Origin of the sequence: Actinokineospora sp. UTMC 2448 (assembly GCF_024760565.1) — a bacterium.
Classification (GTDB): domain Bacteria; phylum Actinomycetota; class Actinomycetes; order Mycobacteriales; family Pseudonocardiaceae; genus Actinokineospora; species Actinokineospora fastidiosa.
In genome coordinates, this window is record NZ_CP031087.1 from 2,755,727 (window position 1) to 2,780,680 (window position 24,954).

The following is a 24,954-nucleotide window of genomic DNA, read 5'->3' on the forward strand; positions in this document are numbered from 1 at the left end:
GGTCTCCTCCATGCGGGAATCGGGACATCCGCAAGGAGAACCGCGCGCGGTTGCGACCGGGTTGTGGACCGGTTGCAAGGGCCGGTGGAGCGGGGGGCGACCCGGTCCACCGGCCCGCTCCCGGACGGGACCGGTCCGGGAGCGCTACTTGCCGAAGCCCGCGGTGAGGCCGGTCAGCAGGAACCGCCGCCCGATCAGGTACACCACGAAGATCGGCAGCACGGACAGCGTCACCGCGGCCAGCAGGCCGGGCACGTTGGCGCCGAACTGGCCCTGGAACTCCCACAATCCCAGGGTCAGCACCCGCGTGTCGGTCGACTGGGTCAGCACCAGCGGGAACAGGAAGCCGTTCCACGCCGTCAGCGCCGTGTAGATCAGCACGGTCATCACCGCGGGCTTGGCCAGCGGGAGGACCAGGTGGCGCAGCGTCTGCAGCGGCGAGGCGCCGTCGAGCTCCTGCGCCTCGTACAACTCGCGCGGCACGTCCCGCAGGCTGTTCACCAGCACCAGCGTCGCCACGGGCAGGGCGAAGGCGGCGGTGGGCAGGATGATCGCGGTCAGGCTGTCGTAGAGGTGCAGCCGGGTGATGAGCAGGTACACCGGGATGATCGTCGCCTGCGCCGGGATCGCCAGGCCCATCAGCAGCAGCGTGAAGCCGTAGCGCACGACGGCGCTCGTGCTGCGGGCCACCGCGTAGGCGCAGGGGACGGCCAGCGCGATCACCAGGGCGACCGTCCCGACCGTCACGATGACGTTGTTGAGCAGGTACGTGCCGAACCCGCCCTCCAGCACCGTCGCGTAGTTGTCCAGCGTCGGGTTCTCCGGCAGGGAGAGCGAGTCGCCGGTCAGGTACTCGCCCCGGTTGCGCAGGCTCCCGCTGAGCAGGTAGTACAGCGGGACGATCACCACGACGAGCCACAGCGCGGCCCCGACGCCCGCCACCAGGTTCGGCCGCGCGCGTCGACGCGGGTGGACCGGGGGCGCCTGCCTCACCGTGGGTCGAATCTGCACGGCGGTCACTGGCCCTCCTGCTGGCTTTGCATTGAGCGGAAGCGGGTCACCTTCATCGTGATGAGCGACAGGGCGGTGCCCAGCACGAGCAGCAGCACCGCGATGGTGCTCGCATAGCCCATCTGGAACCCGGCGAACCCGGTGTCGTACATGTAGAGCGGGGCGATCCGGGTGGCGGTGCCCGGGCCGCCGTTGGTCAGGATCAGCACGGTGTCGAACGTGGTCAGCGAGCCGACCATCATCAGGATCGACGAGGTCACCACCGTGTAGCGCAGCTGCGGCAGCGTCACGAACCAGAACCGGCCCCAGCGGGACGCGCCGTCGATCAGCGCCGCGTCGTAGAGCACGACCGGGATGTTGCGGGCCGCGCCCTGGTACAGCAGCGCGTGGAACGGGATGTACTGCCAGCTCACCACGAACACGACCGTGTAGAGCGCGATCTCCGGGTCGCCGAGGAAGCCGATCGACTGCAGCGCGGTCACCGACTGCGGCAGGCCGAAGTTCGGGTCGAGCAGGACCTGCCAGAGCAGGGCGATCGCGGCCGTCGACAGCAGCAGCGGGATGAAGAACAGCGCGCTCAGGATCGCCCGGTTGCGCTGCCTGCCCGCCGACCAGGCCCCCATCAGCAGTGCGACGGGGGTCTGGACGGCCCAGGTGAGCACGATGAACACCGCCGTCCGCCCCAGCGACTCGCGCGCGGCGGCGTCGGTGAGCAGCCGCGACCAGTTCTCCAGGCCCAGGAACGCGGGCGTGCCCAGGCCGTCCCACGCCGTCAGGCTCAGGTACACGACCAGGACCATCGGGAGGGCGGCGAAGATCCCGAAGAACGCGAACGCGGGGAGCGCGTACGCCGGGGACGGGCGGACGGTGGTCATCAGTTGGTCTCCGCTGAGTGGGTCAGGCAGTCGGTCAGGCGCGGTTGGCGAGCGAGTCGGCGAACGCCTGCGGGGTCAGGTTGCCCAGGAAGAACTCCTGCAACTGGGTGAGCATGAACTCGGCCTGGTCGGCGGGCAAGTCCTGGTCCCAGGAGAGCTGGAACACCGGCGCGTTCTTGGCCAGCTCGTAGACCCAGGTGGTGTACTCCGCGTTCGGGGCGGACTCGAGCTGCTCCTCGATGCCCGCGACCGCGGGGACGTCACCGGCGTCGATGAGCGCCTTGACGTACTCGGGCGTGGTCAGCTGGGTGGAGACGAACTCCTTGGCGGCCTCCAGCTGCGGGGAGCCCTCGGTCAGCGAGTAGTAGTTCGTCGCGTTGCCGACCACGGTGCCCGCCTGGCCCTTGCCGCCCGCGATGGACGGGAACGCGACCCAGCCGAGGTCGCCTGCCTTGACGAAGTCCGGGCTCTGGCTCAGCTGGTTGGTGTACTCCCACGAGCCCATCAGGTGCATGGCCGCGCGGCCCTGGGCGAGCAGGGTGGACGCGCCGCCGATGTCGTAGCCGACGGAGGCGAAGTTGTCGCCGAAGGCGCCCTTGTCGATCAGGCCCTTGAGCACGGTCATCGCCTCGACGACCTTGGGGTCCTTCCAGCCCTGCGGCCCGTTGTCGCGGATGTTCTGGAACACCTCGGACCCGGCGATGCGGTCGAGCACGTACTCCGCCCACATCAGCTCGGTCCACGCCTGCGACCCGGCCAGCGCGATCGGCGTGACGCCCTTGGCCTTGAACGTGTCGACCAGGCCGAGCAGGTCGTCCCAGGTCTTCGGCGGCTGCGCGCCCGCCTCGGCGAACACCTTCTTGTTGTAGAACAGGACCACCGGCTGCATGCCGCGCATCGGGATGCCGTAGTGCTTGCCGCCGATCTTGGCCCCGTCGAGCACGCTCGGCAGGAACGCCGACTTCAGCTGCGGGTTGGCCTCCAGCAGGCCGGTCAGGTCGGCGACCTTGCCCGCGTCGACGTACTCCTTGAGGTTGCCGCCGCCCCAGTTGAAGAACACGTCCGGGGCCTGCGGCGAGCCCAGGGCCACCCGCAGCTTCTGCTTGTACGGGTCGTTGCCGAAGGTCTCCAGCTTGGCGCGGTCGGCGCCGAAGCGGTTGATCGAGTCCTGCTCGATCTTGTTGAGCGCATCGTCCTGCAGGGCCCAGATGACGACCGGTTCCTGCGCGCCACCGCCCGCGCCCGGACCGGCCGTGCCGCAGGCCGCCAGCGCGGCTGCGGCGAGCACCGCGCCAACGGCCCGAAGCCGTGTTCCGAATCGGCGCCTCATCGCACCGCCCACCTTCCGAAAGTTTTTCGATATATCCCCGACTCGGCGAGGAAATTAGGCCCGTCCGAATCCCGTGTCAAGACTCACACGCTATCGCAATAGTTTCGAGTATCCGCTGCTCAGGCGCATATTCGCTGGTATCGAGGCGTGTCGATCTGCCGAAACTCTTGGCTCTTGTGTTTCGGAGAGGTTTCGAGAAAACTGCTGGCAGATCGGCGAGGAGGAGCGATGACACGCAGGGATGAATCCGGGGAGGCGGACTAGCTATGACCGGACCTCGCACTCGGCGGCCGACCCTGGCCACCATCGCGCAGGCCGCCGGGGTGTCGCTGCCCACGGTGTCGAAGGTGCTCAACGGCAAGGACGACGTGGCCGCCGAGACCCGCGCCCGGGTCCGCAGGCTGCTGGAGGAGCACGCCTACGTGCCGGTCGGCGCGCGCCGCGCCGCCACCGACACGGTCGTGGTCGACCTGGTGTTCACCGCGCTCGACAGCCCGTGGGCCGTGGAGATAATCCGCGGCGTGGTCGAGTCCGGCGTCGAGCCGGTGGTCTCGGCGATGGCGGGCAACCGCGACTGGGCGGCCAAGCTGGTGCGCACCCGGCGCGCGGGCGCGCTGCTGGTGACCTCCGAGCTGACCAAGACCGACCTGCGGCTGCTGGAGCGCGCCCGGGTCCCGCTGGTGGTCGTCGACCCCGCGGACCTGCCCAGCCCGGACGTGCCCAGCGTCGGCGCGACGAACTGGGCTGGCGGGCTGGCCGCGACCGAGCACCTGCTGGAGCTGGGCCACCGGCGCGTCGCCGTCATCGGCGGCCCCTACGGCTTCCTGTGCAGCAAGGCGCGCATAGACGGCTACCGCACGGCGCTGGAGCGCGCGGGCATCGCCGTCGACCCGGACCTGGTGCGCCACGGCGACTTCCACCACGAGAGCGGCTACCGGCACGCGCTGGAGCTGCTGGCCCTGCCGGAGCCGCCCACGGCGATCTTCGCCGGGAACGACGAGCAGGCGATGGGCGTCATCGAGGCCGCGCGCGGGCTCGGCCTCGACGTGCCCGGCGCGCTGAGCGTCGTCGGGTTCGACGACCTGCCGGTGGCCCGCTGGTCCGCCCCGCCGCTGACCACCGTGCGCCAGCCGCTGGCCGAGATGGGCAGGCTGGCCGGGCGCATGCTCGCCGACCTCATCGCGGGCACGCCGCCGCGCAGCCACCGCCTGGAGCTGGCCACGCCGCTCATCGTGCGCGCCACCACCGCGCCACCGGCGGACCGCCCGCCCCTCAACAGCCCCACCACGAACGACTGATCAACGCGGATCCCGAAGGCGCGGTCCACGAGACCGCGCCGATCCGCCCTGCCCGAGGAGTGTTGTGACCATCCCCGCCCGCACCAGCGGAGCCGCATGGGCCGATCCGGCGCGCCCGGTGGACGAGCGCGTCGCGCTGCTCGTCGCCGAGCTGACCCTGGAGGAGAAGCTCGCCCAACTCGTCGGTGTCTGGGTCGGCGTGTCCGACACCGACGAGGAGGTCGCCCCGGCCCAGCACGAGTTCGCCGAGCCGCTGCCGCCGTGGGACGAGCTGACCCGGCCCGGCCTCGGCCAGCTCACCCGGGTGTTCGGCACCCGGCCGGTGGAGCCGTCGGTCGGCGCGAAGGTGCTCGCGGAGACCCAGCGGCGGCTGGTCGCCAACTCCCGGCACGGCATCCCGGCGATGGCGCACGAGGAGTGCCTCGCGGGCTTCACCGCGTGGCAGGCCACGGTCTGCCCGATCCCGCTGGCCTGGGGCGCGAGCTTCGACCCCGACGCCGTGGAGCGGATGGCCGCGCTGATCGGCGGCACCATGCGCGAGGTCGGCGTGCACCAGGGCCTGGCCCCGGTGCTGGACGTGGCCCGCGACCCCCGCTGGGGGCGCACGGAGGAGACGATCGGCGAGGACCCGTACCTGGTCGGGCTGGTCGGCGCGGCCTACACCCGCGGCCTGGAGTCCTCCGGGATCGTCGCCACGCTCAAGCACTTCGCCGGGTACTCGGCCTCCCGGGGCGGGCGCAACCACGCCCCGGTGTCGGTGGGCGCCCGGGAGTTCCGCGACGTGCTGCTGCCGCCGTTCGAGATGGCGCTGCGGCTGGGCGGGGCCCGGTCGGTGATGAACTCCTACGCCGCTGTCGACGGTGTTCCCCCGGCGGCGGACCCGACCCTGCTGACCGGGCTGCTGCGCGAGGAGTGGGGCTTCGCTGGCGTCGTCGTGGCGGACTACTTCGCGGTGTCGTTCCTGGAGACGATGCACGGCGTCGCCGACTCGCCCGGCGCCGCCGCCGGTCTGGCGCTGGCCGCTGGCATCGACGTCGAGCTGCCCAGCGTGCGCTGCTACGGCGAGCCACTGGCCGAGCTGGTGCGCTCGGGCGCGGTCGCCGAGGAGCTGGTCGACCGGGCGCTGACCAGGGTGCTGCGGCAGAAGTGCGAGCTGGGCCTGCTCGACGCCGACTGGGAGCCGACCTCGGCCGACGCGGTCGACCTCGCCCCGCCCGCGCTGCGCGCGGTGGCGCGGGAGCTGGCGGAGAAGTCCGTGGTGCTGCTGGACGACAACGGCACGCTGCCGCTGGCCGCGCCCGAGCGGATCGCGGTCGTCGGGCCGTGCGCGGACGAGGTGCTGTCGCTGTTCGGCTGCTACAGCTTCCCCAACCACGTCGGCACCCTGCACCCGGACGTCCCGCTGGGCGTCGAGGCGCCCACCCTGCTGGCCGCGCTGCGGGACGAGTTCCCCGCGTCGTCGGTGCTCTACGAGCCCGGCTGCCCGGTGGACGTCGACGACCGCACCGGCATCGACGCGGCCGTCTCGCTGGCGACCGCGGCGGACGTGTGCGTCATCGCGCTCGGGGACCGGTCCGGGCTGTTCGGCCGGGGCACCTCCGGCGAGGGCTGCGACGCCGCCGACCTGGCGCTGCCCGGCGCGCAGAACGCGCTGCTGGACGCCGTCCTGGCGACGGGGACCCCGGTCGTGCTGGTGGTGCTGTCGGGTCGGCCGTACGCGCTGGACGTGTCCGGGCGGGCCGCCGTGGTCCAGGCGTTCTTCCCCGGCGAGGCGGGCGGTGCCGCGGTCGCGGGCGTGCTGTCCGGGCGGGTCAACCCGTCCGGGAGGCTGCCCATCCAGGTGCCCCGCCACCCCGGCGGCCAGCCGCACGGCTACCTGCACGCCCGGCTCGACGCCCCCAGCGGCATCACCGCCGCGGACACCACGCCCGCCTACGCCTTCGGCCACGGCCTGTCCTACACCACGTTCTCCTACGACGACCTCGCCTTTGACACCACGGAGGTGCCGACCGACGGCGCGTTCACCGTCTCGTGCACGGTGGCGAACACCGGGGAGCGCGCGGGCGCCGAGGTCGTCCAGCTGTACCTGCACGACCCGGTCGCCTCGGTGGCCCGCCCGGTCCGCCTGCTGACCGGGTTCGCGCGGGTCGAGCTGGCCCCGGGCGAGGCGAAGCGGGTCAGCATGCGCGTGCACGCCGACCGGACAGCGTTCGCCGGGGTCGGCGGCGGGCTGGTGGTCGAGCCGGGCGCACTGGCCGTCCACATCGGAGCGTCGAGCGCGGACACCCGGCTCTCCGGCGAGGTCCGGCTCACCGGCGCTGTCCGGTCCGTCGGGCACGACCGCGTTCTCACGACCGACGTCGAGGTCTCACCTGCTCTGTGAGGAGGTCCCATGCTCGTACGGTTATCCAGGCTCCGGGTTCTGGCCACGGCGGTGCTGGTCGCCGTGGCCGGGCTCGCGGTCCCGGCCGCGGCGGCGCCGCGGCCCGGCGGCGGGCCGATCACCCCGGGCGGTTACGTCGCCGAGAGCCAAGGCCCCGGGCGGTTCCCGCTGGTGGCCGACGGCAGGGCCGCGCCCATCCTGGTCGATGACGCCGACTTCGCGGGCGTCCGCAGGGCGGCGGGCGACCTGCGCGCCGACGTCGAGCGGGTCACCGGGATCGCGCCCGCGCTCGGCGGGCGCGGGCGCGAGGTCGTCATCGTCGGCACGCTCGGGCGCAGCCGGCTGGTCGACGACCTCGCCCGGCGCGGCAAGGTCGACGCGCGCGGCGTCGCGGGCAAGTGGGAGACCGCCGTGCAGCAGGTGGTCGAGCACCCGATGCCCGGCGTGCGCCGGGCGCTGGTGATCGCGGGCAGCGACCAGCGGGGCACGATCTTCGGCGTCTACGACGTGTCACGGTCCATCGGCGTCTCGCCCTGGTACTGGTGGGACGACGTCACCCCGCAGCACCGCGACGAGCTGCACGTCCTGCCCGGACGGCACACCCAGGGCACGCCTGCGGTCAAGTACCGGGGGTTCTTCATCAACGACGAGAACCCCGCGCTCGGCCGCTGGGCGCCGCGCCACTTCGGCCCCGGGCACGCCCCCGGCCACCCGAACGGCTTCAACTCCGCGTTCTACGGCAAGGTCTTCGAGACCATGCTGCGGCTGAAGGCCAACTACCTGTGGCCCGCGGTGTGGGGCCGGGCCTTCGCCGAGGACGACCCGGAGAACCACCGGACCGCCACCGAGTACGGCGTCGTCATGGGCACCTCGCACGAGGCCCCGATGATGCGCGGCATCGAGGAGTGGAACCGCCACGCCACCCCGGCCGTGCGCGACGCCGACGGGACCATCGTCACCCCGGGCAGCGACCCGTACGGCGGCACGGGCGAGTGGAGCTTCCGGCGCAACCGCGCGGCCATCGAGGCGTACTGGGCCGACGGCGTGCGGCGCATGGTGCGCGAGGGCTTCGAGGGCGTGGTCACGCTCGGCATGCGCGGCAACGGCGACGTGAGCCTGCCCGACGGCGACGGCATCGAGCTGATGAACGAGATCATCCGGACCCAGCGGGCGATCCTGGAGCGCGAGGCGGGCGGCGACATCACCGGCATCCCGCAGGTGCAGACCCTCTACAAGGAAGTCCAGCGGTACTGGGACAAGGGCCTGCGCCCGCCGGACGACGTCACGGTGGTGTTCTGCGACGACAACTGGAGCAACATGCGCAAGCTGCCCGCGGACGAACCGCGCGCGGGCGGGTACGGCATGTACTACCACTTCGACTACGTCGGCGGCGGCCGCAACTACAAGTGGGTCGACACGATGCTGCTGCCCAACGTGTGGGAGCAGCTCGACCACACCTACAACGCGGGTGTGGACCGGCTGTGGGTGGTCAACGTCGGCGACATGAAGAACCAGGAGCTGCCGTTGCAGTTCTTCCTGGACTACGCCTGGAAGCCGATCCCGCAGCACGGGCTGGACGACTGGGAGCGCGGCTACGCCGCCCAGAACTTCGGCCAGGAGCTCGCCGGGCCGATCGCCGACGTGCTGCGCGAGTACGGGAAGCTGCAGTCCGACCGCAAGCCCGAGCTGCTCAACCGGCGCATCACCGTGGATTCGAGCAAGGACATCGCTACCGACTCCTCGGCGGTGGTGTACGACGACCGGCAGACACCGTTCAGCATCACGAACTACCGGGAGATCGAGCGGGTCACCGACCAGTGGCGGGAACTGGCCCGGCGCGCCGAGCACATCGGACGGTCCGTGCCACCGCACCTCGAGGACGCCTACTACCAACTGGTGTACTACCAGGTGAAGGCGAGCGCGAACCTGTATGAGCTGCGGGAAGCCAACTTCACCAACCAGCTCTACGCCGCGCAGGGCCGGGCCGCGACGAACGACCTGGCCGACGTCGCCGAGGCCCGCTTCGCCGACGATCAGGCCATGTCCGACTACTACAACCACACGCTCGCGGGCGGGAAGTGGGAAGGCTTCCAGACCCAGCCCAAGATCGGCTACGGCGACGTCGAGCGCTACGGGCCCAACGCGCCGTGGCAGCAACCCGAGCGCAACCACGAGGCCCTGCCGGACGAGATCTACCCGGCGGTCAAGCGCATCGAGCTGCCCGACCGGGCCGAGCTCGGGGTCGCGGTCGACGGGTCGGACCAGTGGTGGCCGCACGCGGACACCCCGGCCGTGCTGCCGACGTTCAGCCGGTACCAGGCGCAGGCGCCGCAATACGTCGAGGTGTTCAACCGGGGCTCGGTCGCGTTCGACTACCGCATCGAGCCCGGCGCGCCGTGGCTGCGGGTCGACAAGCAGCACGGTGTGGTGGACACGCAGGTCCGGGCGACGTTCAGCGTCGACTGGAAGCGGGTTCCGCGCGGCAAGCACACCGTGCCGGTGACGGTGACCGGAGCCGGGCGCACCGTGACGGTCCAGGCCATTGTGGACAACACGAGGATCAGGCCGCGCGGTTTCGTGGAGGCCAACGGGTACGTGTCGATGGAAGCCGACCACTACTCGCGGGTGGTGAACGGCGACGGCGTCCGGTGGGTGCGGATCGACGACATCGGCCGCACGGGCAACGGCATGGAGCCCTACCCGCTGCGCGCGCCGCGACAGACTCCCGGCGGCGACAGCCCGCGCCTGGAGTACGAGATGACCCTGACCACGACCGGCCCGGTGCGTGTGCACGCGTACCTGTCCCCGCGCAACAACGTGTTCGACACCGACGGGCTCAAGTACGCGGTGAGCTTCGACGGCCAGGAGCCGCAGACGGTCAACATCACCACGGCGACCGGCGCCAACGACACGACGATGAACAAGCAGTGGGAGCGCAACACGTCGGACAACGTCAACCTGACGACCACCACGCACGTGATCGACCGGCCCGGGACGCACACGCTGAAGTTCTGGATGGTCGACCCGACGGTTGTCGTGCAGAAGATCGTTGTCGACACCGGTGGTCTGCTGCCCAGCTACCTCGGGCCCCCGGAGAGCATGCGGGTGCGTTAGTCGCGGATGGCGCCCTCGGCCGTGTGACGCGGCCGAGGGCGCCGTCGTCTTACGCGGGCCGTCGGTATTCGGCGATCCAGTGCCAGCGCGGCGGCGGGGCGTCGTCCCTCGGCGGCTCCTCGGCGAGCGAGACCAGGTCGAGGCCGTGCGTGGTGAACGACCGCAGCTCCTCGGCGGTCAGCGGCAGCGCGATGCGGTCGGGCTCGTCGTCGGGCCGGGCGCGGAAGCCGACGACCAGCAGCCTGCCGCCGGGGGCGACGAACCCCGCGATCGCGGCGATGGCGGCGGCCCGGTCGTCGCCGCGCAGCACCTGGACGGTGTAGGCCTCGAAGACGACGTCGAACGCGCCCGCCCACTCCGCCATCGGCTCCAGCACGTCCGCGGCGTGGAAGTCGATGTCGGGGTAGGTCTCCCGGGCCGCGGCGACGGCGGTGGGGGACAGGTCGAACGCGGTCACCCGGTAGCCGCGGGCGGCCAGGTGCGCGGCGTCGTGGCCGTAGCCGCAGCCCACGACGATGGCCCGGCCGCCGGACCACTCCCGCAGCCGGGGGTTGGGCTCGGTGCGGTGCCAGGGCACGGCGGGGCCGCCGCTCTCGGCCTCGTCGTAGAGCTGCTCGAACCAGTGCCGGTCGCCCGCGGCGTTGGCGGCGACGGCCATGCGCGTGGCGCGCTCGTGGTCGGGATCGCGATAGGTCACACGCGACAGGATGCCTGAATGAACAAGCGCGAAACCTACTCACCAGTGCATGGATATTCGATGAGAACCTAGTCACATGGTGAGCGCTACCGATTGGTAGTTGTCCAACCTTGCACGGTGGCAGTCAACGCATTGCGCCGGACCACGGGCGCGGCAGGAGCACAGTTGGTCGGGGTCGGCGCCTATCGGCCCGACCTCGCCGTCGACAGCGCGGGCATCGCCGACCGCTTCGGCCGCACGGGGGAGTGGGTGCGCGAGCGCACGGGCATCGTGTCCCGCCGCTTCGCGGACGAGTCGGAGTCGATCGAGGTGATGGGCGCGGCCGCCGCGAGCCGGGCGTTGGACCACAGTGGACTCCCCGCCGCCGACGTCGACCTGGTGATCGTGGCGACCTGCAGCGCGCGGTCCCCGATCCCGGGGCTGGCGGCGGGCATCGCCGACGCGGTGGGCGCTGGCCGGGCCGCCGGGTTCGACCTCAACGCCGCCTGCGCCGGGTTCTGCTACGCCCTCGGCGTGGCCGCCGACACGGTGCGCGCGGGATCGGCCCGCACGGTCCTGGTCGTGGGCACCGAGCGGATGAGCGCCTGGGTGGACCCGACCGACCTCGGGACCAGCATCATCTTCGGCGACGGCGCGGGCGCGGCCGTGGTGACCGCGGCCGACGAGCCGGGCATCGGCCCGGTGGTGTGGGGCAGCGACGGCTCGGCCGCCGACCTCATCCACATCCCCGACGGCGGCCTCATGCACATGGCGGGCCAGTCGGTGTTCCGCTGGGCGACCACCGAGATCCACCCGATCGCCCTCCAGGCCTGCGAGCGCGCCGGAATCCGCCCGGCCGACCTGTCCGCGATCGTGCCGCACCAGGCCAACCTGCGGATCATCAACGCCCTGGCCGCCAAGATCGGCGCCCCGGACGCCGCGGTGGCCCGGGACGTGGTGGACGCGGGCAACACCTCGGCGGCGAGCATCCCGATGGCCATCGACCGCATGCTGGCCGAGGGCCAGGCCGACCCCGGCGGCTTGGCCCTCCTGGTCGGCTTCGGCGCGGGCCTCACCTACGCCGCCCAGGTCGTCCGCCTCCCCCTACGCGTCCCCGCCCCGGTCTAGCTCACCCGGCTCAGATGACGCGATCATCCAGATGATGACGGCATATGATGGCATCATTCGGATGATGCCATCATCGCAATGGTGAGACCAACCAGATGATCAGACCATCCAGATGATCAGGCCATCGGAATGATCAGACCATCCGGATGGTGAGATCATCCGAATGACGGGATCATCCGGATCTCGCGCGCACGCAAGTGGCCAGATCATCTGGATGGTGACGTCGTTCGGATGACCCGATCATCTGGATGGCCAGATCATTTGGATGGTCACGTCATCTGGATGGTGGGCCAGATGATCTGATCATCCGGAACGGTGGTTGCGGATCCAGTCTCGGTACCAGTGGTAGGAGTCCTTCGGGGTGCGCTTCTGGGTGGCGTAATCGATGTGCACCAGGCCGAATCGCTCGCGGTAGCCTGCGGCCCACTCGAAGTTGTCGGTGAGGGACCAGGCGAAGTAGCCGCGCACGTCCACCCCGTCGGCGATCACGTCGGCCAGGGCCTGCAGGTGGGCGGCGTGGTAGTCGATCCGGGCCTGGTCGGGCACCCGACCATCGACCGGGTCCGGGTCGTGGAACGAGCAGCCGCTCTCGGTGATGTAGACCGGCGGCAGGTCCGCGCCATAGCGCGCGGCGAACATCGCCACCGTCTCGCGCAGGCCGGACGGCACGATCGGCCAGCCGAAGTCGGTCTTCGGGGCGTCGATGGGCCGGGGCTCGAACGGCAGGCCCGGCGGCAGCAGCGCGCCCTCCACCGCCACCGGCTCGCCGGACGGCGCGCCGACGACGCTCGGCTGGTAGTAGTTCACGCCGTAGAAGTCCAGCGGCTCGGCGATCGTCTTCAGGTCGTCGGCGACCGGGCCCGGCATCGCCGCTGCCAGTTCGGGCGCGGGGTACTCCCCGCGCAGGACCGGGTCGGAGAACAGCCAGTTGACCAGCGTCCGGTAGGTGTCGGCAGCGTCGACGTCCGCCGGGTCGTCCGACGCTGGCGACACGGCGCCGTGGTTGTTGGCGATGCCGATGCCCGTGCAGCCCGCCGCGCGCAGGGCCTGGACGGCGAGGCCGTGGCCCAACAGCTGGTGGTGCACGGTCGGCAGCGCGTCGAAGCCCAAGGCGTGCCCGGGCGCGTGGCTGCCCAGGGCGTGGCCGAACATCGTGACCACGACCGGCTCGTTCAGCGGCATCCACAGCCGGACCCGGTCGCCGATGCGGTCGGCGACGACGGCGGCGTACTCGGCGAGCCGGAACGCCGTGTCGCGGTCGCGCCAGCCGCCCGCGTCCTCCAGGTGCTGCGGGAGGTCCCAGTGGAACAGCGTCACCGCGGGCGCGATGCCCGCCGTCACCAGCTCGTCCACCAGCCGGTCGTAGAAGTCGAGCCCGGCCGGGTTCACCCTGCCGTACGGCAGCACGCGCGGCCAGGCGATCGAGAACCGGTAGGCGTCGACGCCCAGATCGCGCAGCAGGGCGACGTCCTCGCGGTAGCGGTGGTAGTGGTCGCACGCCACCGCGCCGGTGTCGCCGCCGTGGATCACGCCGGGGCGGGCGGTGAAGGTGTCCCACACCGACGGGGCGCGGCCGTCCTCGGCCACCGCGCCCTCGACCTGGTAGGCCGCCGACGCCGCGCCCCACAGGAAGCCGTCGGGAAACATGCCATCACTCCTCATCGGACCGAACGGATGCGGAACACGAGCACGGCGCCGAGCAGCCCGACCCCGGCGGCCACGGCGTAGAGCGCCGGGTACCCGCCGTACGAGCGGACCACCGGAGCCGCGATGACCGGGGCCAGCACCTGCGGCAGCGTGTTGGCGATGTTGACCAGGCCGAGGTCCTTGCCCCGGTCGGCAGCGGCGGGCAGCACCTGGGTGACCAGCGCGAAGTCGACCGCGGTGTAGGCGCCGAACCCGACGCCCAGCACCAGCGCCGCGGTCACCGCGCCCGGCCAGGTCGGCCACACCGCCAGCAGCACGGCCGCGGCGGCCATGACGACGCCCGACCCGGCCACGAAGGCGCGCCGCGAGCCCGCCCTGTCCGACCACGAGCCCGCGACGACCACCGTGGCCAGCAGCGCCAGGGCGTAAAGCACGGTCAGCACGAGCACGCCGCCCTCGGGATCGGCGACCCCGACGGCGTCGTCCAGGAAGTAGAGCAGGTACAGCAGGGCGATCGCGTTGCCCAGGTTCATCAGGAACCGGGTGAGCCAGGCCCACCCGAAGTCGGGGTACCGGCGCGGGTTGATCACGAACCCGCGCAGCAGCGGACCGCGCGGGCGCTCGACCGCCGGTTCCGGGCGCACCAGGGCGAACGGGATCGCGCCGAGCACGACGACGGCGGCGCAGACCAGGTACCCGCCCGCGATGGTCCCGCCCGCCACGGCCAGCCCGGTCCCGGCCATCACCCCGACGGTCTGCGCGAGGCCGAACCAGCCGCCGACCACGCCCCGCCGCGCCTCCGGCACCCGGTCCGGGATCGCCGCGCTCAGCGCGGCCAGCGGGGCGTTCAGCGCCACCTGGACCAGGCACCAGCCCACGACCATGCCGAGCGCCGACGTCGCCCACGACAGCACGACGAGCCCGGCCGCCCCCGCGACGGACCCGCCGACGACCCACGGCACCCGCCGCCCCCACCGGCCGGTGGTGCGGTCCGACAGCGCTCCCCAGACCGGGTTGGCCACCATCGAGCACACCGCGCCCACGGCGGCGACGGTGGCCAGCAGGGTCTCCTTGCCCGCCGGGTCGACCAGGTCGGCCTGCTTGGCCAACAGGATCTGCAGGGGCCCGTACCAGCCGACGAAGGTCGCCACCGTGGTGAGCACGAGCGCGGCCGTCCAGCCCGAGGAGACGCCCCGCTCGACCGTCCGCTCCGCCACCGCGCCCCCAGGACATGAAGGAAGTTCGCGTCAGCATACGAACTCGGCGGGCGCGCGGATAGCCCTCAGCGCGGTCTCAGCCCGCGAACTCCTCCGGACGGCCGGACAGGCCCAGCAGCCACTCGACGGCCTGCTCGCAGCGGGCGGCCGCGTGCCCGTCGCCGAGCGGGGTCGGCGTGCGCGGGCCGGTGAGCACCAGCTTCTCGGCGATGCGCGCGATGACCGCCCGGTCGAGGCCCGCTGTCCACGGCTCGCCCGGGTGCTCCGGCTCGGTCCAGGCGCCGCGTTCGCCGCTGAGCAGCAGCGTCGGGACGCCGAGGGCGCCCGCCTGCTCCACCAGCGGGCCGGGATCGCAGACCGCGGCGGCCGCCACCGACAGCAGGCCGATCAGGTCCGGCTGCGGCAGCGCGTCGGCGATGACCACCCGGACCAGCCTGCCGAGGCTGTCCTCGGCCAGCTCCCGCAGCCTGCTGCCGCGCGGCGCGGGCAGCACGACCTCCAGGTCCGGCGTGGCCAGGGCCAGGTCCGACACCGCGGGCAGCACGCGGGACAGCGCGCGCCTGCCGTGCCTGTCCGGGTCGAGGGAGACCAGCGCGACCCGGCGCTCGCCGCTGCGCGCGGCGTCCTCGAGGTCGGCGAAGGTCGAGAGCTTCCGGCGGGCCAGGGCCAATCGCGCGGCGTCCACCGCCGTGCTGCCGACCGTCAGCACCGTGCGGCAGGCGTGCGCCTCGGCGGCCAGGTTCGCGCTCGCAGCGGGGGTCGAGGTCAGGTGCAGGGAGGCGACCTGGGCGATCAGCCTGCGGTGGCCCTCCTCGGGGAACGGCGCGGTCAGGTCGTGCGAGCGCACCCCGGCGTCGAGGTGGACCACCGGGATCCGCCGCCAGAACGCGGCCATCGCCGCACCGAACGCGATCGCCGAGTCGCCCGCGACCACGACGGCGTCCGCGTCGCTGTCGGCGAGCACACGGTCCACTGCGGACATCAGCGCGGGCGCCGACATCAGGCTGGCCGCCTCAAGCGGCACCACCGCGTCGGGCGCGGCGCCGAGCGCGGTGACGGTGTCGGCCGCGGCCGGACCGCACGCCGTCAACAGCACGCGAACACGCCCGTGTCCGCGCAACAACAACGCCAGGGGGGACAGGCGGACCGCGGCGGCCGCGTCGGTGGCCACCAGGCACACCACGGGTTCCGGCCCGGTCCGCGCGGGGAGGGGGACCAAAGTGCACGGTGCCAAGTCGCCCCCTTTCCACTGTGACCGACGTTACCTGCGGCGCGCGCCCCGCGCAGCCGACACGCCGTCAGTTCACGCGCCTGCCCGTGCGCAGTCGCGTCGCGTACACCGCGGCCTCGGTGCGGCGGTCGAAGCCGAGCTTGTGCAGCAATGTGGACACGTAGTTCTTGACCGTCTTCTCCGCCAGGTAGAGCTGCATGGCGATCTGCCGGTTGGTCATCCCCTCGGCGATCAGGTCGAGGATCTTGCGCTCCTGCGGGCTCAGCGTCGCGTACCTCGGGTCCTCCACCCGGCCCGCGCGCAGCCGGTCGAGCACGGTCGCGGTGACGCCCGCGTCCAGCAGCGAGCCCCCGCCCGCCAGCGTCCGCACCGCCGAGACCAGGTCGTTGCCGCTGACCTGCTTGAGCATGTAGCCCGCCGCGCCCGCCATGATCGCCCCGAAGAGGGCCTCGTCGTCGGAGAACGAGGTCAGCATCAGGCACGCGGGCGGGGGCGTGACCACCGAGCGCAGGTCGCGGCAGACCGAGACGCCCTCGCCGTCGGGCAGCCGCACGTCCAGGATCGCCACCTTCGGGCGCAGCGCGGGCACCCTGGCCAGCGCCTGGGCCGCGGTGGCCGCCTCGCCGACGACGTCGATGTCCGGCTCGGCCTCCAGCAGCTGCCGCAGGCCGCGCCGGACCACCTCGTGGTCGTCCAGCACGAACACCGAGATCGCCATCAGTTCTCCCGTCCACGCAGGGGGACCTGCCAGTCGATGCGGGTGCCGCGCCCGTCGGGGCTGTCGACGTGGCACCGCCCGCCCCAGCGCTCGGCCCGCCGGGCGATGTTGGTCAGCCCGCCCCGGTGGCCGACCTCGGCGGGCAGGCCCGCGCCGTCGTCGCGCACGGACAGCACCAGCATGGTCGCCGTGCGGTCGACCACGACGCTGACCATCACCTGGCTGGCCAGCGCGTGGCGCACCACATTGGACAGCGTCTCGCGCAGGGTCGCGATGAGGTCGAGCTGGATCTCCGGCGGCACCACCGAGTCCAGCGGCCCGTCCAGGCTGACGCTGGGCTCGAAGCCGAGGGTGACGGTGGCCTCGGAGATCGCCCGCAGGATCTCCCCGCGCGCGCTGTACGGGCCGTTCGCTGGCTGCTGGAGCGAGAAGATGCTGCGCCGGATGTCGCGGATGGTCGTGTCGATCTCGCCGACGAACCCGGCCAGCCGGGGCGCGACCGGCGCGCCCTCCTCGGCGCGGCCGAGGCCCTGCAGGCCGAGGCCGATCGCGAACAGCCGCTGGATCACCAGGTCGTGCAGGTCGCGGGCGATGCGGTCGCGCTCCTCGTACAGCGCCAGCCGCTGGCGGTCCTGCTGGGCCTCGGCGAACTCCACGGCCAGCGCGGCGTGCCCGGCGTAGCTGGCGATCATCGCGATGTCGTCGTCGTCGAAGGGCGCGGCGCCGTGCGCCTTGGCCACGACCAGCACGCCGATGGGCTGCTGCCCGAGCGGCACGAACGCGGCGGGGCCGAGCACGCCGATGCCCGCGCCGAGGGTCCGGAAGGTGCGGGCAGACCGGCGGATGGTCGCCTCGGCGATCGCCTCGAACGCGCGCGGGCGGCCGGTGCTGTAGACATCGCCGGTGATGCTGTCGGTCATGCCCAGACGCGCGCCCGTCAGCCGGTCGGCGAGCACGCCGTCGACCGTGTGGGCGACCAGCGTGTCCGCGCTCTCCGGGACCATGACCATCGCCAGCACCGCGCCCGGGATCTCGCGGGCGCGCCGGGCCAGCAGCCCGAACCCCTCGGCGGCGGGCGGGCCGGTGCGCAGCACGGCGGTGACCTCGTTGGTGGCGCGCAGCCACTCCTCGCGGCGGTGGCCGCGCTCGTAGCGGTGGGCGTTGCCCAGCGCGGCCCCGGCGGCCTCGGCCAGGGTGGCCAGCGCGTCGGCGTCGGCGGGGGTGAAGTCGGGCTCGTCCTCGGTCCGCACGACGCGCAGCGTGCCGACCGCAGCGCCCGCCACGGTGATCGTCTCGATGAGGCCCGGGCGCTGCGGCACCTCGGGGCCCACGGCGGCCCGGTCGGCGACCTCGCCGTCACGGCCGAGCACGGTCAGCTCGGCGCGGGTGGCGTGGGTCAGGTCGACGGCCGCCTCGGCGGTGCGGTCGAGCACGGTGCGCGCGGACAGCTCGCGCCCGATGGCCAGCACCGCGGACAGCAGGGGATCGCTCGGTCGCGGGGTCCGGACGGCGACCGCCCCTGGCCCGCTCGCGTCACGCACGTCGGTGTCCAGCTCCGCCTCCGCTCGACCATCGCGCCCGCTCGCGGGGTGCACCTGTTGATGGGATCGCTCGCAATCCCGTAACTGATACACCCCCGAGCCATTTCCGTCCCCAATCGGACGAATTCATCACACCGGTTGGTTGCTCTTTTCCCGGTTGTATGCGCGCATGGTGGCCCGTCGACCGTGGCCACGGTCCGTCGACGGGGCGGTGACCGGCGGTGGGGATCGGGCTTCGCGCGGGGAATCCGCCGTCGGGGTCCGGGACTTCCGGCCCTACCCGCCGTAAGTCGCGCGCGTTTGTGCGGACACTTTCCCATTCCGCTCGAAATCAACGGAAAAGAGCAGTCCACCGCCCGGGACCGCCGCGAAGAACGATCCGCGCGCCCGGCGCGACGTCGATTCGCCAGAATGACCGATCGGGTGCGGAGAGCGCGTGCACCAGCGCCGCGCGGATCACCGCCGGATGGGTCACGGCGGCGATCCTGCGCGCGACAGGCGGTTCGGCCAACCAGGTGGTGACGCGGGCGATCACCTCGGCCACGGACTCGCCACCCGGGGCCGCCTCGGCCGGGTCGGCGAGCCAGCGCGCGAGCGCGTCCGGCGCGATCTGATCCATGCCCAGCCCGCGCCACGCGCCCGCGTCCAGATCGCGCAGCGCGGGCACCGGTTCGGCGTCCAGCCCCAGGCAGCGGGCGGTGTCGGCGCAGCGCGTCTCCGGACCGCGCAGCGCGACGTCGACGCGCGGCGGGTCGGCGGGCGCGGGCCGCTCGACGGGTTCGTCGGCGGGGAACGCCGCCGCCCGGGTCGCCGCGGTGGGCTGGTGGGCGATCATGACCAGCGTCGACGGTGATCGCGAGCGCGTTGACACCATGACCGCCGCTCCCATACGTTCCTGGATCGACCCTGATGGTACGAGGAAGCCGGTGTGACTCCGGCACGGCCGCGCCACTGTGTGGTCCGCTCGCGGACCGCAGTCAGACCCTCTGCCGTCTTCCCCCACTGACACCGGGCCGCGGGTTGCCCGGATGGAGGTCCCCATGACGCACGCCGTCGCCACCCCCCTGCCGGTACGCATCCCGATCCGGGAGATCCTGCCCTACGCCGTGTTCGTCGGCGTCCTGTCGCTGCTGGTGATGTACTTCGTCAGCACCGAGCAGGGCGCGGTCGCGCTCTTCGACGGGACCACCGTCCACGAGCTCGTCCACGACGCGCGGCACCTGCTGGGCTTCCCGTGCCACTGACCGAGACACCGACGCTCACCGTTCGCTCCCTGCTCGTCTGGGGCCTGCTCGCGGGCCTCGTCGGCGGCCTGCTCGCCTTCGGCTTCGCCAGCGTGTTCGGCGAGCCCGCGGTCGAGCGGGCCATCGCGCTCGAGGAGTCGGCGGGCGGGCACTCCCACGGCGGGGACGGGCACTCCCACGCCGAGGAGCCCGCCGAGGAACCCGCCGACGAGCCGGTGTCCCGGGCCTTCCAGGCCACCGGCGGCCTCGGCATCGGCGCGGTCGCCTACGGCCTCGGCCTCGGCGGGCTGTTCGGCATCGCCTTCGCCTTCGCCTACGGCCGCGTGGGCAGGCTGACGCCCAGGGCGACCGCCCTGGCGCTGGCCGGGTTCGGCTATGTCGCCGTCGTCCTCGTCCCGTTCCTGACCTACCCGGCGAACCCGCCCGCCGTCGGCCAGGCAGGCACGATCGAGGAGCGGACGGCGCTGTACTTCGCCATGATCGCCGTGTCCGTCGTGACCGCGGTCCTGGCCGGGGCCGCGACCACCCGGCTCACGCCGCGCCTGGGCGGCTGGCCCGCCGGGGTGCTGGCCGCGGTCGGCTACGTCGTCGTGGTGACGGCGGTGGCCAAGCTGCTGCCGTCCTACCGCGAGGTGCCCGACGGCTTCCCCGGCGACCTGCTGTGGGAGTTCCGCATCGCCTCCCTCGGCACCTCGGCGGTGCTGTGGGCGGGCATCGGCGTGGTGTTCGCCGTGCTGCTGCACCGGGGCGCCGCCCGGCGCTGACCCCCGCTGCCCGTGTCCTCTTCGGACACGGGCAGCGGTGTCCTACCGGCTCAGCGCCGCCATCGCGACCAGGTGGTCGGCCGAGTCGAGCGGCCAGGTGCGCAGCCACACCGGTCCCTCGATCGCGCTCACGGGCACGAAGCCGTACGCGCGGGAGTCGTCGGACACGGCCAGGTTGTCGCCCAGCAGCCAGACCCGGCCCGCCGGGACCTCGACCGACCCGGCCACCCCGCCACTGCCGTCCGGCGCGCAGCACAGCCGGGGCGTGTCCCACGGGTCGTCCGTCCCGGGCAGGACCAAGGACAACCAGGGGCCGACGCCCTCGGGCCGCACCTGCGCGCGCCCGTCGACCATCCGCACCCGGTCCCCGGGGACCCCGACCACGCGCTTGACCACGGCCGTCCCGTCCCGGTCCGCCACGACGACGGCGAGCCGGACGGGGGTGTAGTCGCCCGCGAACGGGTCGACGAGGATGCGCTGCCCCGGTTCCAGCGTGGGGGACATGCTCCGGCCCGCGACGACGGCGGAGGCGGCGTACCCCGTCACCGCGACGCCGAGCGCCGCGACGAGCACGGCGCTGGCGAGCACGGCGACCACCGTGTGCCGTCGCCGGGCGGCCGCCCTCATCCCCGGGCCGCGGCCAGGAACCGGGCGACTGCCTCGGGGTGGCCCGCCGGGTGGGTGTGCAGGTACGAGGCGTGCACGCTCGCGCTGGCGAAGCCCTCCCGGACGGCCGCGCCGGTAGCGTCGCGCCACGCCCACGCGGGCGGGTCGCCGTGCTGCGGCCGCGTGCGGGTGCGGTGGAACTCGTGGCCGGTGACGCGCGCTCCCGCCGGGTGCAGGCAGGAGTCGACGGTCGCCACGGCGTCGCGGTAGCCGAGGGTGAGCCGCGGCGTCATCTCCGCGTCGACCGGCAGGGCGCCGCACATAGGGTTTCCGTCCAATGTGGACGCCAGGTAGAGCAGGCCGCCGCATTCGGCGTGCACCGGCAGGCCCGCGCGCACGGCGTCGGCGACGGCCGCGCGCAGCGGGGCGTTGGCCGAGAGGGCGTCGGCGTGCTGCTCGGGGAAGCCGCCGGGCAGCACGAGACCGGCGGTGTCGGGCGGGAGTTTCTCGTCGCGCACCGGGTCGACCACCGCGACCTCCGCGCCAGCGGCGGCCAGCAGCTCGACGTGCTCGGCGTAGCCGAAGGTGAACGCGGGCCCGCCCGCCACGGCGATGACCGCGGCCGGTCCGCGCGCCACCTCGGCCGCGGCGTCCCAGGCGTCCCCGGGCAGCGCGGGCGCGGTGGCGGCCATCTCCACGACCGCGTCGAGGTCGACCGAGGACGCCACCAGGTCGGCCATCGCCGCGACCGCGCCGACGGCGTCCGCGCCGTGCTCGGCGGCGGGCACGAGCCCGAGATGGCGGGACGGCACGGCGACCGCGCCCGCCCTGCGGACCGCGCCCAGCACCGGCAGGCCCACCTCCGCGCACGCCGCGCGCAGCACCTCCTCGTGCCGGTCCGAGCCCACCTGGTTGAGCACGACGCCCGCGAGCCGCACGCCCGGCCGGAACGAGCGGAACCCGTGCAGCAGGGCGGCGATGCTGCTGCTCTGGCCGCGCGCGTCGACCACGAGCAGCACCGGCGCGTCGAGCAGGCCCGCGACGTGCGCGGTGGACCCGAACCCGGTCTCGATGCGGCCGTCGAACAGGCCCATCACGCCCTCGATCACCGCGATGTCCGCGCCTGCCGCGCCGTGCCGGAACAGCGGTGCGACCCGGTGTTCGCCGACGAGGTTCGGGTCGAGGTTGCGGCCGGGGCGGCCAGCGGCCAGCGAGTGGTACCCGGGGTCGATGTAGTCCGGGCCGACCTTGAACGGGGCGACCCGGCGGCCGCGGGCGCGCAGGGCGGCCATCAGCCCGGTCGCCACGGTCGTCTTGCCGCTGCCCGACGCCGGGGCGGCGATGACCAGCCGGGCTACCACTCGATGCCCTTCTGCCCCTTCTGCCCGGCGTCCATCGGGTGCTTGACCTTGGTCATGTGGGTGACCAGGTCGGCGGCGTCGACGAGGGCCTGCGGCGCGTCCCGGCCGGTGATCACCACGTGCTGGTGCCCCGGCCGCTCCGCGAGCGTGCGCACGACCTCGTCGACGTCGAGCCAGCCCCACTTGAGCGGGTAGGTGAACTCGTCGAGCACGTAGAGGTCGTGCTCCTGGGCCGCCAGCCTGCGGGCGATCTCGCGCCAACCCTCCCTGGCGGCCTCGGCGTGGTCGGTCTCGGTGCCCGCCTTGCGCGACCACGACCAGCCCGAGCCCATCTTGTGCCACTGCACCGGGCCGCCCTCGCCGGTCTGCTCGTGCAGCCTGCCCAGCGCCAGGAACGCCGACTCCTCGCCGACGCGCCACTTGGCCGACTTGACGAACTGGAACACGCCGATGTCCCAGCCCTGGTTCCAGCCGCGCAGCGCGAGGCCGAACGCGGCGGTGGACTTGCCCTTCATCTCGCCGGTGTGCACCAGCAGCAGCGGCCGGTTGCGGCGCTGCCGGGTCGTCATGCCGTCCTGCGGGACGACCTCGGGCTTCCCCTGGGGCATCGCGTCCTCCTTACGCCGCGCGGGCCGCGCGGACGACGCCCGCGACCGCGTCCGCCGAGAGGTCCGCCAGCCGGACCCCGGTGCCGCCGATGGCGGTCGTCAGCCGGTCGGCGAGGCCGAGGCGGACCGGGCCGCCCTCGCAGTCGACCACGACCGCGGCCACGCCGTCCCCGGCGAGCAGCGCCGCCGCCCGCTCCGCGTCGGCGAGCGGGTCGCCGCCGGGGCGGGCCGGGACGGTCGCGCGGCCGTCGGTGACCAGCACGAGCAGCGCGCGGCGGCGCGGGTCGCGCAGCCGCTCGGCGGCCAGCGTGCGGCGGGCGGTGAGCAGCCCGTCGGCCAGCGGCGTCCGGCCGCCGGTGCGCAGGTCGCGCAGGCGGGCGACGGCGGCCTCGACCGACGAGGTCGGCGGCAGGGCGAGGGTGGCCCCCGAGCCCCGGAGGGTGACCAGGCCGACCTTGTCCCGCCGCTGGTAGGCGTCGCGGAGCAGGGAGACGACCGCCCCGGTCACCGCGGTCATCCGCTTGCGCGCCGCCATGGAGCCGGACGCGTCGACGACGAACAGCACCAGGTTGGACTCGCGGCCCTCGCGGACCGTGCGGCGCACGTCGTCGGGGCGCAGCTCCAGCGCCGTGCCGTGGCGGCCGCGCGCCCGCTGGTGCGGGGCGGCGGCGGTCACGGTGCCGACCAGGTGGACGCCCGTGCCCCGGCTCGCGGCGCGCAGCGTGCGCCCGCCGCCGGACCGGGCGCGGGAGCGGCGGCCGGGCGCGCCCTCGCCGACGCCCGCGATCTCCAGCCGCCGGGCCTTGAACGCCGCGTCCGGGGCGCCCGCCCGCTTGCCGTCGCCGTCGCCCTGCGGGGCTGGCGGCGCTTTCGTCTCTTGTGGACTGTCGTCCGGCGTGGGCGCGGACGCGGGCGGGTCGGGGTCCGGCTCGGGCTCGCCGTCGCCCTCGGCCTCCGCCGCGTCGCGCAGCGCCTGGTCGAGCTGCTTGTCGTCGAGGCCGGGCTCGTCGAACGGGTCGCGCCTGCGGCGGTGCGGCAGGGCCAGCCGGGCGGCCACCTCGACGTCGGCCTCGGTGACCCGGTCGCCGCCGCGCCAGGCGGCGTGCGCGGCCGCGGTGCGGGCGACGACGAGGTCCGCGCGCATGCCGTCGACGTCGAAGGCGGCGCACACGGCCGCGATGCGGCGCAGCTCCGCGTCGGGGAGCGCGACGCCGGGCAGCGCGGCGCGGGCGGCGACGATGCGCGCGGCCAGCTCGGCGTCGGCGTCGGCCCACGCGCCCGCGAAGCCGACCGGGTCGGCCTCGTAGGCGAGCCTGCGGCGGATGACCTCGGCGCGGGTGTCGACGTCGCGGGCGGCGCGGACCTCGACGGTCAGGCCGAAGCGGTCCAGCAGCTGCGGGCGCAGCTCGCCTTCCTCCGGGTTCATCGTGCCGACCAGCAGGAACGCCGAGGCGTGCGAGACCGAGACACCCTCGCGCTCGATGTGCGCGCGGCCCATCGCGGCGGCGTCGAGCAGCAGGTCCACGAGGTGGTCGTGCAGGAGGTTGACCTCGTCGACGTAGAGCACGCCCCGGTGCGCCGCGGCCAGCAGGCCGGGCTGGAAGGCGCGCACGCCCTCGCGCAGCGCGCGCTCGAGGTCCAGCGAGCCGACCAGCCGGTCCTCGCCCGCGCCCACCGGCAGCTCGACCAGCCGCGCGGGCCGCTCGGTCCGCCCGGCGTGCGGGGCGTCCGGGCAGCGCGGGTCCGGCGCGTCCGGGTCGCAGGAGAACCGGCAGTCGGCCGCCACGGCGATGGCGGGCAGCAGGGCGGCCAGCGCCCGCACGACCGTCGACTTGGCCGTGCCTTTCTCCCCGCGCACGAGCACCCCGCCGATCCCGGGGTGGACGGCGTTGAGCAGCAACGCGGTGCGTAGATCGTCGTGGCCGACGACGGCGGAGAACGGGTACCCGGCCTCGGGCATGCTGCAGTCCTCACTCCTCCGGGTCCGCGCCCGGTTCGTGATCAGGCAGGGCCGAGTGTCCTGGCTCCCGGATCGCCGCGCCCGCTCCGGCCTTCCCGGTCGCCCGGTGGCACGCGGGGGAGGGGCGCTCCCCGGTCACAGTGGCGGGACCGCACCGGATTCGCACCGGTTTCCTCGCACACCCTGCTTCGTCGCAAGGCATCGTGTCAGACCGGGCGCGGGTGGGCCAAGCCACGTGGCGT

The 24,954-nt window shown here is 73.6% G+C and carries 20 protein-coding genes and 1 riboswitch; of the genes, 6 read left to right on the forward strand and 14 right to left on the reverse strand.

From position 1 onward, the window contains the following. Window positions 1-144: 144 nt before the first annotated feature. From Actkin_RS12965 to Actkin_RS12975, 3 genes are read right to left on the reverse strand one after another with little or no spacing between them, the layout of a single operon-like run. On the reverse strand, window positions 145-1,020 hold the full coding sequence (locus Actkin_RS12965; protein WP_189212860.1) for a carbohydrate ABC transporter permease: 876 nt from the start codon (window positions 1,018-1,020) through the stop codon (window positions 145-147). Then, window positions 1,017-1,886, reverse strand: a complete 870-nt coding sequence (locus tag Actkin_RS12970) for a carbohydrate ABC transporter permease (RefSeq protein ID WP_189212861.1) — start codon at window positions 1,884-1,886, stop codon at window positions 1,017-1,019. Before Actkin_RS12970 ends, Actkin_RS12965 begins: the two co-directional genes overlap by 4 nt. A 34-nt stretch (window positions 1,887-1,920) precedes the next feature. After that, entirely contained in the window at window positions 1,921-3,174 is a 1,254-nt protein-coding gene (locus Actkin_RS12975) for an extracellular solute-binding protein (RefSeq protein WP_258907363.1), read from the reverse strand. A gap of 308 nt (window positions 3,175-3,482) precedes the next feature. Here Actkin_RS12975 and Actkin_RS12980 point away from each other — a divergent pair, with 308 nt between their 5' ends. The 3 genes from Actkin_RS12980 (at window position 3,483) to Actkin_RS12990 (ending at window position 10,011) form a co-directional block, all read left to right on the forward strand. Next, window positions 3,483-4,514 carry a LacI family DNA-binding transcriptional regulator gene (locus Actkin_RS12980; RefSeq protein ID WP_258907364.1) on the forward strand — a complete coding sequence of 344 codons (1,032 nt, stop codon included), beginning with the start codon at window positions 3,483-3,485 and terminating at the stop codon, window positions 4,512-4,514. Between the two features lie 64 nt (window positions 4,515-4,578). Continuing rightward, a complete protein-coding gene (locus tag Actkin_RS12985; protein ID WP_258907365.1) occupies window positions 4,579-6,897 on the forward strand; it encodes a beta-xylosidase/alpha-l-arabinosidase in 2,319 nt (772 codons plus the stop codon). Window positions 6,898-6,906: 9 nt separating this feature from the next. Further along, a complete protein-coding gene (locus Actkin_RS12990; protein ID WP_258907366.1) occupies window positions 6,907-10,011 on the forward strand; it encodes a glycosyl hydrolase 115 family protein in 3,105 nt (1,034 codons plus the stop codon). A gap of 49 nt (window positions 10,012-10,060) precedes the next feature. Here Actkin_RS12990 and Actkin_RS12995 read toward each other — a convergent pair whose 3' ends face one another. Further along, on the reverse strand, window positions 10,061-10,708 hold the full coding sequence (locus Actkin_RS12995) for a class I SAM-dependent methyltransferase (RefSeq protein ID WP_189212866.1): 648 nt from the start codon (window positions 10,706-10,708) through the stop codon (window positions 10,061-10,063). Window positions 10,709-10,825: 117 nt separating this feature from the next. On the opposite strand from Actkin_RS12995, the gene Actkin_RS13000 reads away from it, so the two are divergent. Beyond that, window positions 10,826-11,815 carry a beta-ketoacyl-ACP synthase 3 gene (locus tag Actkin_RS13000; RefSeq protein ID WP_258907367.1) on the forward strand — a complete coding sequence of 330 codons (990 nt, stop codon included), beginning with the start codon at window positions 10,826-10,828 and terminating at the stop codon, window positions 11,813-11,815. A gap of 303 nt (window positions 11,816-12,118) precedes the next feature. Here Actkin_RS13000 and Actkin_RS13005 read toward each other — a convergent pair whose 3' ends face one another. From Actkin_RS13005 to Actkin_RS13030, 6 genes are all read right to left on the reverse strand, one after another. Next, a complete protein-coding gene (locus Actkin_RS13005; protein WP_258907368.1) occupies window positions 12,119-13,462 on the reverse strand; it encodes a GH1 family beta-glucosidase in 1,344 nt (447 codons plus the stop codon). Between the two features lie 11 nt (window positions 13,463-13,473). Next, window positions 13,474-14,679, reverse strand: coding sequence for an MFS transporter (locus tag Actkin_RS13010; protein WP_258907370.1), 1,206 nt, complete (start codon window positions 14,677-14,679; stop codon window positions 13,474-13,476). A gap of 76 nt (window positions 14,680-14,755) precedes the next feature. Further along, window positions 14,756-15,850, reverse strand: a complete 1,095-nt coding sequence (locus tag Actkin_RS13015) for a UDP-N-acetylglucosamine 2-epimerase (protein WP_189212869.1) — start codon at window positions 15,848-15,850, stop codon at window positions 14,756-14,758. A gap of 127 nt (window positions 15,851-15,977) precedes the next feature. Further along, the gene (locus Actkin_RS13020; RefSeq protein WP_189212870.1) at window positions 15,978-16,628 is read right to left on the reverse strand and encodes a response regulator; all 651 of its coding nucleotides are present in this window, start codon (window positions 16,626-16,628) and stop codon (window positions 15,978-15,980) included. Continuing rightward, a complete protein-coding gene (locus Actkin_RS13025) occupies window positions 16,628-18,169 on the reverse strand; it encodes a GAF domain-containing sensor histidine kinase (RefSeq protein WP_258907372.1) in 1,542 nt (513 codons plus the stop codon). The genes Actkin_RS13020 and Actkin_RS13025 overlap by 1 nt, the downstream gene beginning before the upstream one ends. A 331-nt stretch (window positions 18,170-18,500) precedes the next feature. Next, window positions 18,501-19,043 (reverse strand): histidine phosphatase family protein, encoded by a 543-nt coding sequence (locus Actkin_RS13030; RefSeq protein ID WP_258907373.1) that lies wholly within the window; start codon window positions 19,041-19,043, stop codon window positions 18,501-18,503. Between the two features lie 166 nt (window positions 19,044-19,209). Between Actkin_RS13030 and Actkin_RS13035 the strand changes: the two genes are divergently transcribed. Together Actkin_RS13035 and Actkin_RS13040 are read left to right on the forward strand one after the other, a co-directional pair. Next, window positions 19,210-19,413 carry a CbtB domain-containing protein gene (locus Actkin_RS13035; protein WP_189212873.1) on the forward strand — a complete coding sequence of 68 codons (204 nt, stop codon included), beginning with the start codon at window positions 19,210-19,212 and terminating at the stop codon, window positions 19,411-19,413. Further along, window positions 19,404-20,177, forward strand: a complete 774-nt coding sequence (locus Actkin_RS13040; RefSeq protein ID WP_258907375.1) for a CbtA family protein — start codon at window positions 19,404-19,406, stop codon at window positions 20,175-20,177. The genes Actkin_RS13035 and Actkin_RS13040 overlap by 10 nt, the downstream gene beginning before the upstream one ends. Before the next feature lie 42 nt (window positions 20,178-20,219). On the opposite strand, the gene lepB is transcribed toward Actkin_RS13040, so the two are convergent. From lepB to Actkin_RS13060, 4 genes are read right to left on the reverse strand one after another with little or no spacing between them, the layout of a single operon-like run. Beyond that, window positions 20,220-20,765 (reverse strand): signal peptidase I, encoded by a 546-nt coding sequence (gene lepB, locus Actkin_RS13045; RefSeq protein WP_258907376.1) that lies wholly within the window; start codon window positions 20,763-20,765, stop codon window positions 20,220-20,222. A 35-nt stretch (window positions 20,766-20,800) separates the two neighbouring features. Continuing rightward, window positions 20,801-22,144 (reverse strand): cobyrinic acid a,c-diamide synthase CobB, encoded by a 1,344-nt coding sequence (locus Actkin_RS13050; RefSeq protein WP_258907377.1) that lies wholly within the window; start codon window positions 22,142-22,144, stop codon window positions 20,801-20,803. Beyond that, window positions 22,138-22,752: a cob(I)yrinic acid a,c-diamide adenosyltransferase gene (gene cobO, locus Actkin_RS13055; RefSeq protein WP_258907378.1), complete on the reverse strand. Its 615-nt coding sequence runs from the start codon at window positions 22,750-22,752 to the stop codon at window positions 22,138-22,140. Before cobO ends, Actkin_RS13050 begins: the two co-directional genes overlap by 7 nt. A 10-nt stretch (window positions 22,753-22,762) precedes the next feature. Continuing rightward, the gene (locus tag Actkin_RS13060) at window positions 22,763-24,712 is read right to left on the reverse strand and encodes a putative cobaltochelatase (RefSeq protein WP_258907379.1); all 1,950 of its coding nucleotides are present in this window, start codon (window positions 24,710-24,712) and stop codon (window positions 22,763-22,765) included. 52 nt (window positions 24,713-24,764) lie between these two features. Beyond that, window positions 24,765-24,913, reverse strand: a riboswitch (cobalamin riboswitch). Between the last annotated feature and the right edge of the window lie 41 nt (window positions 24,914-24,954).

Excerpts from the sequence above, each read along its gene's own strand:
- Actkin_RS13020 (WP_189212870.1), bottom strand. The coding sequence starts at position 16,628 with ATGGCGATCTCGGTGTTCGTGCTGGACGACCACGAGGTGGTCCGGCGC.
- Actkin_RS12970 (WP_189212861.1), bottom strand. The coding sequence starts at position 1,886 with ATGACCACCGTCCGCCCGTCCCCGGCGTACGCGCTCCCCGCGTTCGCG.
- Actkin_RS13035 (WP_189212873.1), top strand. The coding sequence starts at position 19,210 with ATGACGCACGCCGTCGCCACCCCCCTGCCGGTACGCATCCCGATCCGG.
- Actkin_RS13030 (WP_258907373.1), bottom strand. The coding sequence starts at position 19,043 with ATGGTGTCAACGCGCTCGCGATCACCGTCGACGCTGGTCATGATCGCC.
- cobO (WP_258907378.1), bottom strand. The coding sequence starts at position 22,752 with ATGCCCCAGGGGAAGCCCGAGGTCGTCCCGCAGGACGGCATGACGACC.
- Actkin_RS12980 (WP_258907364.1), top strand. The coding sequence starts at position 3,483 with ATGACCGGACCTCGCACTCGGCGGCCGACCCTGGCCACCATCGCGCAG.
- Actkin_RS12990 (WP_258907366.1), top strand. The coding sequence starts at position 6,907 with ATGCTCGTACGGTTATCCAGGCTCCGGGTTCTGGCCACGGCGGTGCTG.
- Actkin_RS13005 (WP_258907368.1), bottom strand. The coding sequence starts at position 13,462 with ATGTTTCCCGACGGCTTCCTGTGGGGCGCGGCGTCGGCGGCCTACCAG.
- Actkin_RS13060 (WP_258907379.1), bottom strand. The coding sequence starts at position 24,712 with ATGCCCGAGGCCGGGTACCCGTTCTCCGCCGTCGTCGGCCACGACGAT.